The organism is Spirosoma radiotolerans (genome assembly GCF_000974425.1).
Taxonomy (GTDB): domain Bacteria; phylum Bacteroidota; class Bacteroidia; order Cytophagales; family Spirosomataceae; genus Spirosoma; species Spirosoma radiotolerans.
On the sequence record NZ_CP010429.1, the window covers coordinates 4170996 to 4183398 of the forward strand.

The 12403-nt window shown below is 48.6% G+C and carries 10 protein-coding genes; 6 read left to right on the forward strand and 4 right to left on the reverse strand.

From position 1 onward, the window contains the following. Positions 1 to 16: 16 nt before the first annotated feature. Positions 17 to 991, reverse strand: coding sequence for a polyprenyl synthetase family protein (locus SD10_RS16955; protein WP_046575312.1), 975 nt, complete (start codon positions 989 to 991; stop codon positions 17 to 19). Positions 992 to 1274: 283 nt separating this feature from the next. Here SD10_RS16955 and SD10_RS16965 point away from each other — a divergent pair, with 283 nt between their 5' ends. Beyond that, on the forward strand, positions 1275 to 2270 hold the full coding sequence (locus SD10_RS16965) for a patatin-like phospholipase family protein (RefSeq protein ID WP_046575315.1): 996 nt from the start codon (positions 1275 to 1277) through the stop codon (positions 2268 to 2270). A gap of 2 nt (positions 2271 to 2272) precedes the next feature. Here SD10_RS16965 and SD10_RS16970 read toward each other — a convergent pair whose 3' ends face one another. The 3 genes from SD10_RS16970 to SD10_RS16980 form a co-directional block, all read right to left on the reverse strand. Further along, positions 2273 to 3523 (reverse strand): ComEC/Rec2 family competence protein, encoded by a 1251-nt coding sequence (locus tag SD10_RS16970; protein WP_046575316.1) that lies wholly within the window; start codon positions 3521 to 3523, stop codon positions 2273 to 2275. Positions 3524 to 3536: 13 nt separating this feature from the next. Continuing rightward, positions 3537 to 4403, reverse strand: a complete 867-nt coding sequence (locus SD10_RS16975; protein ID WP_046575318.1) for a glycerophosphodiester phosphodiesterase family protein — start codon at positions 4401 to 4403, stop codon at positions 3537 to 3539. A 77-nt stretch (positions 4404 to 4480) separates the two neighbouring features. Further along, positions 4481 to 7867 carry a TonB-dependent receptor gene (locus SD10_RS16980; protein ID WP_046575319.1) on the reverse strand — a complete coding sequence of 1129 codons (3387 nt, stop codon included), beginning with the start codon at positions 7865 to 7867 and terminating at the stop codon, positions 4481 to 4483. 327 nt (positions 7868 to 8194) lie between these two features. On the opposite strand from SD10_RS16980, the gene selD reads away from it, so the two are divergent. The 5 genes from selD to pssA all read left to right on the forward strand — a co-directional run bounded on the left by selD (position 8195) and on the right by pssA (position 12394). Further along, complete coding sequence (selD, locus tag SD10_RS16985) at positions 8195 to 9274, forward strand: selenide, water dikinase SelD (protein ID WP_046575321.1); 1080 nt, start codon at positions 8195 to 8197, stop codon at positions 9272 to 9274. A 98-nt stretch (positions 9275 to 9372) separates the two neighbouring features. Then, positions 9373 to 10143, forward strand: a complete 771-nt coding sequence (locus tag SD10_RS16990; RefSeq protein ID WP_046575323.1) for an alpha/beta fold hydrolase — start codon at positions 9373 to 9375, stop codon at positions 10141 to 10143. A gap of 36 nt (positions 10144 to 10179) precedes the next feature. Then, positions 10180 to 10881 carry an SAM-dependent methyltransferase gene (locus SD10_RS16995; protein ID WP_046575325.1) on the forward strand — a complete coding sequence of 234 codons (702 nt, stop codon included), beginning with the start codon at positions 10180 to 10182 and terminating at the stop codon, positions 10879 to 10881. 98 nt (positions 10882 to 10979) lie between these two features. Then, entirely contained in the window at positions 10980 to 11615 is a 636-nt protein-coding gene (locus SD10_RS17000) for an MBL fold metallo-hydrolase (RefSeq protein WP_046575326.1), read from the forward strand. 122 nt (positions 11616 to 11737) lie between these two features. Further along, on the forward strand, positions 11738 to 12394 hold the full coding sequence (gene pssA, locus SD10_RS17005; protein WP_046575330.1) for a CDP-diacylglycerol--serine O-phosphatidyltransferase: 657 nt from the start codon (positions 11738 to 11740) through the stop codon (positions 12392 to 12394). Positions 12395 to 12403 lie beyond the last annotated feature (9 nt).

The following is a 12403-nucleotide window of genomic DNA, read 5'->3' on the forward strand; positions in this document are numbered from 1 at the left end:
AATATTCAACATTCGTTTACTTGCTTCGGTCAATGGTGTATTGCACGAGCTGGTGCAGTGACTGCCGGTAAGGCGAGTCAGGAAACGCATTCAACAGTGCCTGCGCTTCGGCAACGTAGCGGTTCATAGCCTCAGTGGCGTACTCGATACCGCCTGAGTTTTTGACGAAGGCAATTACCTCATTCACTTTTTTGGGCTTTTCGCTTTCGTTCTTGATGATGTTGATGATCCGGCGCTTTTCCAGAAAACTGCTCTTGTTGAGCGCGTAGATCAGTGGAAGCGTCATTTTCTTCTCTTTGATGTCAATCCCCAGCGGCTTTCCTACCTCGGCTGTCCCATAGTCGAACAGGTCGTCCTTGATCTGAAAAGCAATCCCTACTTTTTCGCCGAAATTATGTGCCTGATCGACGAGTTCCTTATCGGCCCCAACCGAACGTGCCCCGACAGCACAGCAGGCTGCAATAAGCGAAGCCGTTTTCTGACGGATAATCTCGTAATAAATATCTTCGGTGATATCTAACCGGCGGGCTTTATAGAGCTGCAGCAATTCTCCTTCGCTCAATTCCCGGACGGCAGTTGAGACAATCCGGAGCAAGTCGAAATCGTTATTATCCACAGAAAGTAACAAGCCACGGGAAAGCAAGTAATCGCCAACCAGTACCGCCACTTTATTTTTCCAAAGGGCGTTGATGGAAAAAAATCCGCGCCGGTAATTGGATTCATCGACCACATCGTCGTGAACAAGCGTGGCTGTGTGCAGCAATTCAATCAATGAGGCACCACGATAGGTAGCTTCCGAAATAGGGCCACAAACGCCCGCCATTAAAAAGACAAACATTGGACGCAACTGCTTGCCTTTCCGCTTCACGATATAATTCATGATTTGGTCCAGCAGCATAACATCGCTTTTCATTTGCCCCTTAAATTTCTGCTCAAATAATTCCATTTCAGCAGCAATTGGGGCTTGTATATCGGCGACGGTAAGAGGCATTAGTTCAGTTATGAGTGAGCGGCATTCAGGTAACAGCATTCAATACAGGATAGTTACCAACTAATCAACGAAGCAGTACGAACATCCAGTTAGCGGAATAAATGGCGCTGATGCCTGTTTTTTCAGCAAGTATAGTAAGGAAAGACCAGATGCCGAAAAAGCCGTTTAGAAAACCATATCTCCTGTTGGTAATTGTTAATACCTTAACCCGTTTTGTTTATTACATGAAAAGCATCAACTTTCCGCCCATGTTTGTTGCGAACATAACCCCTTATACCGCTCTATGATTGACAATCCAACACCGCCCCTTCCCCACGAAGCAGCCATATCAGGACCTACGGTTGTCCCGCAACGGGCCCTGGTATTAGGTGGAGGATCATTAAAAGGGGCCTTTCAGGTAGGAGCAGTTATGGCTTTGTTCGAATCCGGGTTCGTCCCCGATCAACTCTACGGCATTTCGGTTGGGAGCCTCAATGCGACGTTTATCGCCAATGAAGCCGCCCGGCAGCATACCGCAACAGGTCAGGTCGACTGGGTAAAAGTGGGCAAATATTTGATTGAATTCTGGATTCGCAACATCACCAAACCGGCCGATGTCGCCGTCATTCGGTCACGTTTTCGGATGGGCTACAACACCATCATGAGCCGTTTTGATGGTTTACTGGATAACTCGCCTATCCAGAATTTGATTCGCAATCACGTCGATCTGGAAGCGATCAAGACGGGCCCGGTAAAAATAAAAGTGGGCGCCGTCGATATTATCCAGGGCGACATGCTCTATGCCGATGCCAATGATCCTAACTTTCTGGACTTTGTGTATGCCAGTAGTTCATTGCCCTTTTTGATGCCTGCTGTACAAATTGGGGGCGATCATCGGCGTGCTTTTCTGGATGGCGGCCTTCGTGAAGTGGCCCCTCTCCGGGTGGCCATTGAGGATGGTGCCACTGACGTTGCCTGTGTAGCCTGCCATGCCAAAAAGATCTATAATGAGAAGTTCAATTACCGGAATCTGTTAAACCTGATGGACCGGGTGAAAGATATTACCGTCAATCAGTTGGTCAACAACGACATTGCCTGGGCCGAACGGTTTGCCAATCGGGAACACCTCAATGGCCGGGACCTGAACCTGACAATTATACGACCTACCGAACCACTTTCCCTCAACCTGATGAAGTTTACCTCCGACGACATTGGCCGAATGATCGTTCAGGGCTATCAGGCCGGAACGGATATGTTAAAGCAGAAACGACAGAATGGCAGCACGACCATTTTGCCCTGATGTTAGTGTGACTGGTAAGGACCTTCCACAGCCTTCACCATATACGACTCATTTGAATCCTCTAAAACCAGTACTCGGTATGATTTTCCACCCCGTTCAACCCGGATGACCACATGGCCCGATTGGCTTTTCAGTTTCGGTAACCAATCTCCGATAGCGGTTTTTGCATCTTCAAGCAGATTTGTGGCAAATACATCCCGAGGACCTGAATATACCGACTCCGAAAAAAGCCGTTCCAGCACATCGCGTCCGGGATGGGAAGACGCCCAGGCCGGAATAACAAAAACACGCGGACGCAAGCTTGCCACTAGCGAACCGTTCTGCGAATCGGCATAACCATGATGATCGACCGATTGAACATCTACTGGCCCAACCACTTTTGCAAGGGGTGTTTCTACATCGTGCCAGGCAGGCGCGCCAAACTGAAGTACGCCCTGAATATCGCCACCCGAAAAATAATCAAAGGCTCCGTAACGAATCTTAAGTGCGATGCTGCACATATTTTCGTTCGGGTAATCAGCTGCTTTTAAAGTGGTTAAATCGGGAAAAAGTGTTTGTGTCGTGTTGCTATCTCCCGTCCATATTTCCCCATTGACGGCTACGTTTCTGACCTCGACCGAGTATTTTCCAGGCTGTTTCCGTAACGTAACCTGGTCATTTCTCCCGGCTTTGAATGGCTCCACAACCAGTCCTTTGTGCTGAATTTGCCAGGCCAGAAACCGACGATAATTAGCGACCATCGAATCCGCCATCAATGACCGTGGATACCCATAATTGGGCCAGCCACGGTCCAGCATCTTCCGAATCGGAATATATTCACCAACTTCTGTAATACCAGCCAGTACATAGCCCCCCTCGCTCTGCTTAGTCACATTCAAAGGTGACCCCATGTGGTCATCGTGAAAGTGGGTGATAATCGCGTAGTCAATAACGGGCTCGCCCTGAAAGCGTAATGCATTACGTACATAGCGGGCAATCCACTCACCGGCCTGACGATCAGCGCTGGGTTTAACTGGAATGTTCCGAGGCTTATTCGTCCGCCAGTCCAGTTTGTTGATTGCTCCCGCATCAATTAACAAACTGGTCCCATCCGGAAATACAACAAGGGTAGCATTGCCCTGCCCCGTGTTAATATGATGAATATCAAGCTGGCCAGGTCGCCAGACGGGTAGCGGTTCCCCCAGTTGCTGCGATAGTACCGTTGCTGGAATTAGTAGCCTTATGCAAAATATGAGTAGTCGGACGAGTGGCATATTGAGCAGGTGATTAGAATAAACCGGACACCTCCAGCGGGCGATCCGTTGTGATGATATCACCGCCCTGTTTCACTAAATCCCGGTAACCCATGGTAGCTTCCGACAGTGGTTTTTCATCCAGCTGGCCCGTGCCATAGGTACCGACAGATGCCAGGATGCCAAGCTTATGCAGTCTTTCGTAAAAAGAAACCGGCTGAAGTTTCTGTGGCGTCAGGGCAATTAAACGTCCCGATGCCAATGGGCTTTTTTCCAGCCGTTCCAGCCCAGCCATATCATTCACCCCAACAGCCAGCCAAAGCGACGGATACCGATCCCGAACCTTTTGAGCCTCTGCCATCGAATAGCAAATGACAAAAACCGAATGCACAGCCTTATATTTTTCGACTTCAGCCATCACCAGTAATGGATCCGTACCGGGTTTTACATCCAGAGCCAGCATATACCGGTTCCTGTTCCACTTGAGCACGTCCGTAAACGTTGGTATCGGCTGATCGGTAAGTTTGCCGGACAGGGTCTTGAGCTTAATAGCCTTTAGTTCGGTCAATGTTTTGTCAGCGACAGAGCCTGTTGCATCAGACTCCCGATCCAGAGTAGGATCGTGTAATAGCACATAGTTACTGTCGCGGGTCAGGCGAACGTCCATTTCAATAATGACATCCGGGAGCGCTTTTGCCGTTTTATCAAAAGTGGTAATTGAGTTTTCGGTATCCGCTGATCCGGGTCCACCCCGGTGCGCTAAAATGAGCGGTCGTTTACGATCGGCTCTGTACTTAAAAAACGCATCAACCGTCTGGCTATCCCGAAACCGATTCATTGGTTGCGCTACTCCTGCATAGGCCAGCAGGAAAGCCAATAAAAAGAGAGAGGTTGTTTTCATAGGAGGGGTTTCGTTCAATAAAAAATCCCCCGTCACAGTCGTTGTGCGGGGGATTTTTTATTTTTCAAACAATTGTATTAGAATGAATAACGAACGCCAAGCTGAGCCTGCCAAACGTTATCAATTGTGATGCTCTTAACAAATGAATCTTTCAGCAGGATGGTTTGACCATTCAACGATTGCGTAGCCAGTCGGTACGTTGGCAAACCAGCAGCACTTACACCTACCAGAGCCAATGGGTTAGCCGTTGTTGGAATCCAGCCTACACCCCATTTGTTGTTCAGCAGGTTACCGACATTGAGGATGTCAGCCCGGAACTGGATGCTGTGTCTTGTTCCTTTAGCACCTGTTTTGATATAAAACTCCTGAATGGCCGAGAAATCAAAACGAGTTAACCAGGGCGCAAATCCACCATTCCGTTCAGCGTACTGACCCCGACGGGTTTTCAGATAATCGTTTCCATTAATATACGCATCGAACGCAGCCTGTTGCTGCTCCGGCGAATAAGTTACAGCTGCAGCTCCAGTCCCTACAGTAAGCGCAGAGAACGTCAGTTCGGAAGCTGTCTTCGGCACATAAATCAGGTCATTGATCTGACCATCGCCGTTTAGATCACTACCATAGGTGTACGATTGCTTGTACCCGCTGGTAGAGCTACCACCAAGGGTAAATGTCGTAGACCCACCAAATTTACCGCCGTAGTTAATCCGGTAATTAATGTAACCAATAATCCGGTGACGCAGGTCATTGTCGCCATACGACAAGGTTAGGTAGTTCTGACCAGCAACGGTAGGTGTGTTACCAACAACTGTGCTACCAACCGACATCAAATCCCTCGACAGGCCATACGTATAGGCCAACGTACCGCCGAAACCATTGCTGGCAGGCTTTTCAAGTTTAGCGGTAAACGTATAGGAACTACCCTGGTTTGTATTTTTCAGTACAAACGCATTTGTATTATATGGGTAGTTGATGTATCGAGCTGTGTTGATAGCTGTCGTTCCTGTTACACCTGACGCTGGATAGCGGCTCCGCGTATCTGGGCCGGTGAGCTGACTGGTAGGTGCATTCAAGTTAGCATCAATATACCGCAGTGCCTGTAACGTCTTGTTATAGATTACCTCTAATGTTCCAACCAAGCCCCAGGGTAACCGCTGATCAATAGCGATGTTGGTTTTCCAGACGACAGGATACTTTAAGTTAGGATCGGTTGCATTGACAGCATATCCCGTCAAACTCTCAACATTCGTATTTGTTGGTGGTTGTACGGCAGCAGGCAATTTACTAGGATCAGTTACAAATGGATAAGCCGTCGTGTTCTGGAAGTTAAGAACCCCCGTATTTACGCCATTATTACCCAACTGGTTAGACACCAATACTTCCGGAATACGGGATACGAATAGACCGCTACCGCCCCGAATCTGGGTCATTCTATCTCCTTTCACATCCCAGTTGAAACCAACACGGGGAGAAATCAGCAGACGAGCTTTTGGGAAAGCGCCGGTATTAAGTTTGTAATTAGCCCCATTTTCGTCTTTATAAGTAAGTCCAGCTACCCTTGGGTTATTAAAGGCTTCGGCAGTGGAGTTATCGTAGGCGAAAATATCAGCCCGAACACCAGCCGTCAGTTTGAAAGACGGATTAATCTGGAATTCATCCTGCACATAGGCACTGTAGGTAGTCCGGTGCAACGTCTGCAACGGCTCGGCACCACCTGGCACCAGCGAGTAACGCAGGTTGTAGCGGTTCAACGTAACGGGTGATGTCGTTGCTGTTGGGTTATTTATAGAAGCAAGAGCTGCCGTTTTAAAATCAGCAATCGAGTTGTATACATACACGCCGTTTGAAGCCGGGAAGAACACGTTATTCGACGTATACTTCTCGTACGATAAACCAAATGTAAGCGTGTGCTTACCCGCAAAATAGCTGAAGTTGTCAGTAACGTTCAGTGTCGAGTAATTCAGCTTGTTATTTGGCGTAAACGGATCGAAACCAATGGAGGTGTACGTCGTTCCATCTTTCAGAATATCAATGGTCGGAAACACACCGGTTAAATATGTCCGGTCTTCGATTTGTTTGTTGTAGGTAGCAACCAGTTTGTTAGCAAACTTCCCACCAAATGTAGAGTTTAATTCGGCGGCTATTGAGCGGGTATTATCGGCAATCTGATAGCCTGTATTCTGTGGAGACAGCGCCAAGTTACCAGCATAACCCGAAGACGCGTAGCCTGTACGGTTGCCATTTCCGGCCGTATTGCTACTGCTACTATTACTAATCGCCTGATCTGATTTAGAGTCGTGGTGAGAATAACGTACCGACAGTTTATGGTTGTCGTTGATGTTATAATCTAAACGAATCAGCCCCTTCGTACTTTTTACCTGATTATTGAAGTTGTCAATAGCACCCAGATCACGATTGAAATTCGTTTTCATGAAGGCGCTAAGATCTTCCAGATCAGCCGCTGTTACACGCGATACGTTACCGGCGGTTCCTGTGCCACGATCGGCCACGAAATCCAGCGCCGGTACGCTGCTTTTAAATTGCTCTACGTTAACAAAGAAGAACAACTTGTTCTTAATGATCGGTCCACCTAATCGGAAGCCAGAAGTCTTTTTGTCGATAGTTACTGGTGCTAAATCTCTGCCATCAGCCTTTTTACCGGCCAAACTGCTATTTTGGAAGAGATAATAAACAGAACCTGAAAAATCGTTCGTTCCTGAACGCGTTACAGCGTTGATGCCTGCACCCGAGAAACCAGTCTGACGAACGTCATAAGGCGCTACGTTCAACTGAATTTCATCCAAGGCATCCAACGAAACAGCTGTTGTACCTGTCCGGCCACCAGCGATGGCGGAGCTTCCCAAACCGAAACCGTTATTAAATACAGCTCCATCAATGGTGATGTTGTTGAAACGAGGGTCTTGACCACCAAACGATTGACCATTCCCATAAGCATTGTACTTGGTAATATCAGTCAGTGTACGGCCAATCGTCGGAATTGTGTTGATCGTTGCCCGGCCATACGAGGTGGCGGCACCCGTACGGTTCGAACTGATGATACCGTTCTGGTTGCCCGAAACGACTACTTCCGACAACTGGGTGCTGTTATCCGTCATTTTGAAGCTTACATCCGAAGACGTACCTAGGTTGGTGAAAACCCCTTCGACAACCTGGTCTTTAAAACCAACAAACGTGGCGGTTACAATGAACGGACCACCTACCCGCACACCTGGCAGCGTATAGCGACCCGATGCATTTGTGGTTGTCCCATAGCGGCTACCCGACGGCTGGTGGATAGCGACTACGGTTGCACCCGGCAAAGCACCACCTTTATCGTCGGTCACCTGACCGTCAATAGCTGCAGTTGTTACCTGGGCTTTGGCTACGCTTCCACCGAGCACAGCCAAGAGAATACTGCCGATCAGCATCAATGCTACTCGAAATTGCAGTAGTTTTTTAGACATAGAAGTGTTTTTTTAGTTAGTACGCGATGAGATGTTACCTTCTCAAATAGGTTATTAATTTAAAGACAAATATGCTTTATTTTTTTGATCTATGAGATAACAGTTCTTCAAAAAGTACCAACATACGAACCTATATAAGCGAAAATCCACGAATAAGCCTATTTAAGGCAGGATACATTCAATAATTTATTGTTATTATATTGTTAAGTCCACACAACCACTTAGATAGCTTTGGGCAGACAAGAGAACCATTCAGGTAGCGACGGTGTACTTACAAAACTGGTTATTGGCCTTACTCCCATATTTCTATCTTAGTTTTGTCCCGTTATGACGCCAATCGAAACGACTGCCATTAAGTTGACTCAGTATAGCCACGGAGCAAGCTGTGGGTGTAAAATTTCACCCAAAATTCTGGACCGAATTCTGCACGGGCAAACGAGTGGTCCCAACGGCTCAACGCTTGACTTAGCAAGTTCATCGATCAACCCCCGGTTGCTCGTGGGAAATAATTCCCGAGACGATGCGGCCGTGATGGACATGGGCAATGGAGATGCCATTATCAGCACCACCGATTTTTTTATGCCCATTGTTGACGACGCTTTCGATTTCGGACGGATAGCCTCGGCCAACGCCATTAGCGATGTGTATGCGATGGGAGGTGAACCCATTATGGCCATCGCCATTTTAGGCTGGCCGCTGGATAAACTGCCACCCGAGGTAGCCGCGCAAGTCCTGGAAGGGTCCCGGGCTATTTGCCGGGAAGCCGGTATTCCACTGGCCGGTGGACACAGCATCGACTCCCCCGAACCCATTTTCGGGCTGGCCGTTACGGGTAAAGTCCGGATCGATCACCTGAAGCAAAACAATACCGCCACGGAAGGCTGTAAACTATACCTGACCAAGCCAGTTGGCGTCGGCATCCTGACAACCGCCCAGAAGAAAGGCATTCTGAAGCCGGAACATGCCGATATTGCGCCCACACAAATGGCTAAACTCAATAGCTTTGGCGCCGTTTTGGGCAAGTTGCCCTATGTTAAATCCTTGACTGATGTAACGGGCTTTGGTCTGTTGGGGCACCTCACCGAAATGGCCGAAGGATCGGGGTTGAGCGCGGTTTTAACCTTCGAGGATGTCCCAAAGCTACCGATGATTGAAGAGTATCTGGCCCAGAAAAGCTTCCCTGGCGGCACTGTCCGGAACTGGGACAGCTACGGCCATAAAATCAGTGAACTAACCGAAACGCAGAAATACATTCTGGCCGATCCACAAACATCGGGTGGGTTGCTCATTGCCGTTGACCCCGGCAGCACTACGGAATTCGAGCGGGTAGCCAGCGAAAATGGGTTTGATCTGCACGCCTTCGGCGAACTCGTCGAGCCTCGGGAAAAAGTTGTGTATGTAAACTAAGGAGTTCCAGAGAGAATGAGCAAAAGAGCGCTAACGCCGATGGCCACTCTTGCGCTCATTCTCTCTGATACTCTTGCGCACTTTCACTCTTTAACTTCATGAAATTATTTTTCCGCCAAACGGGCGAAACCGGGCCAGCTATTGTTATTCTGCATGGCCTTTTTGGTTCATCAGATAACTGGCTGACCAACAGCAAGGCTATTGCCGCCAAAGGATACCGTGTTTTTCTTCTCGATCAGCGCAACCATGGTCAGTCGCCACGAGCCGATGACCAGGATTACCAGAGCATGGCCGCCGACCTGCGCGAATTCCTGACCGATCACAGCCTCGACAAGCCCATGCTGGTTGGCCACTCCATGGGCGGCAAAACCGTCATGCAGTACGCCATGTCTTATCCGGGCACATTCGAGAAACTCGTCGTGGTGGATATTGCGCCTAAATTTTACCCAATTCACCATGCCGAAATCATTCGTGGCCTGAAAGCCATCAACCTGCTGGGCATCAAAGGCCGAAACGAAGCCGATGCTGTTTTACAAGCTTACGAACCGATACTGGCCGTACGGCAATTTTTGCTGAAGAACCTGTACCGTAACGAACAGGGCGTATTTGACTGGCGGATCAACATTCCGGTTATCGAACGGGAGTTGCATGGCATTGGCGAGCAGCTAACCAATCCTGTCATTGTACCCACGCCGACCCTGTTTATTCGCGGGAGCGAGTCGCCGTACATTACAGACGAAGACCTTCCGGAAATCAAGCGATTCTTCCCGAATTCCCGAGTCCAAACCATTCAGGGGGCAGGCCACTGGGTGCAGGCTGAAAAGCCGGTTGAGTTTGTTGACTCATTGATGACATTTATAAACAGCTAACTTCGTGACCAGGCTGACAATCCAGCCTGACAAAAAATGCCAACTCTATACCTGATCCCTACTCTCCTCGCCGACGACACGGCCGATAAAGTGCTGCCCCTCTACGTTCGGGAAGTAATTGAAAAAACGGACGCCTATTTTGTCGAGAATGCCCGCTCGGGCCGACGCTTCATCAGTGGCTTGAAAACCAGCCGTGTTATTGACGAAACAACGTTTTTCGACCTTGACAAAGACACGCCCCCGGCCGATACCCGTCGACAAATTCAGGAGTTGATGGAGCGGAAACGAAATGCTGGTGTGATGTCAGAAGCAGGCTGTCCTGGCGTGGCCGACCCCGGTTCGGTGGTGGTCAGCATGGCGCATACACTTGGTTGGCGGGTAGAACCGCTGGTTGGCCCATCGTCTATTTTACTGGCCCTGATGGCTTCGGGTATGAGCGGTCAGTCGTTTGTTTTTCATGGCTACCTCCCCATCGAACGGCAGGATCGGGCGCGGGCGCTGCGTTTCCTCGAAAAAGAAGCTCAGCAACGGCAACAGACCCAGATTTTTATGGAAACGCCCTATCGCAACGACGCCCTTTTTGCTGACACACTGGCAAACTGCCAGGGTAACACACGCCTGTGTGTCGCCTGTAACATAACCGCACCTGATGCATTCATCCGCACCATGACCATACGGGAATGGAAAACACAAGTGCCGGATTTACGTAAAAAACCAACAGTGTTTCTACTTTTGTAAGTATACAGTAGCCGGGTAGGCATTTCTGCAAACAGTGTACAGGTATAGGATGTGACAATGGGCCGTATACGGAAACATTCGCCCGACCGATTTACGATATGATTCAATTCTTCGAATTTTCTCCTTTTCACGAAAACACCTACGTCATTGCCGATGATGCGACGGGCGAAGCGGTTATTATCGATCCGGGCTGTTACGAACAGGCAGAGAAAGAAGCATTAGGACGGTTTATCGAATCCAACAAGCTCACGGTCAAATATATACTGTTGACCCACGCCCACCTCGACCATGTGTTTGGGGTAGCTTACGTAAAGCGTAAGTTCGGCGTGAAGGCTTACCTGCACGAACTCGATATGGTTATTTTCAATGATGTACCGACTCGTTGTGTGCTTTATGGGCTGCGGGGCTTCGAGCCGTCCACAATCGATGCGTATCTGAAAGAAGGGGACCAATTTCGGTTCGGTAACACCGTTTTAGATGTCGTCTTCGTGCCAGGTCATGCACCAGGTCATGTCGCTTTTGTTAATCACGCTGAACGATATGTCATTGGTGGAGATGTCTTATTTAAAGCAAGCGTAGGCCGCACGGATTTACCTTATTGCAACCATGCGGATCTCATCAACAGCATCCGGACAGAGTTCTTTACCCTACCTGACGATTACATTGTTTACCCCGGCCATATGGAGCCAACCACCATTGGCGTGGAAAAACGAACCAATCCTTATGTCAAATGATCGTAGACGGATGAGTAAAGATCGATTGTAAGTCGTTCTTTACTCTAAATATCATTTGTAAGGCTACATCTCTCATTTACCATTTATCCTTGGCTTCACTACTCAAACACCTTCCCAACGCCATGACCTGCGGCAATCTGCTGTGTGGTTGTATCGGCATGGTTATGGCCCTTCGGGGTCATCTGGATACAGCTTCCTGGTTAATTGGCCTGGCTGCTATTCTTGATTTTGGCGACGGGTTCGTTGCTCGCATGGTCAAGGTATCCGGACCGTTTGGCAAAGAGCTGGATTCACTGGCCGATGTGGTGACGTTTGGCGCCTTACCCGCAACGATCGTTTTTCAATTATGCTGGTTTCAGGGATTAGGCGCGATCTCATACGGAGCTTTTTTAATTGCCGTTTTGTCTGCGTTGCGGCTGGCTAACTTCAACATCGACACGCGCCAATCCGAATCATTTATTGGGCTACCCGTTCCGGCCAATGCCATGCTGCTGGCGGCATTTCCGCTTATGGAGCGCTATCAGCCACAGTATGACGGCATCTGGAAAAACGACATCGCTATGGGTATGATGATTGCCTTTTCGTTCATGCTCGTCTCCGAAGTCCCTCTTTTTGCCCTCAAGTTCAAATCGTTTGGCTGGGCCGAAAACCGGATAAAATTTAGTTTTTTGATCGCTTCCGCTCTGCTGTTGCTATTTTTGCACTTTGCAGCTATTCCATTAATTATTCTGCTTTACATTCTTGTTTCACTTTTTGCGAAAGAGCGAAAGAATGAATGAAAGAGTGGA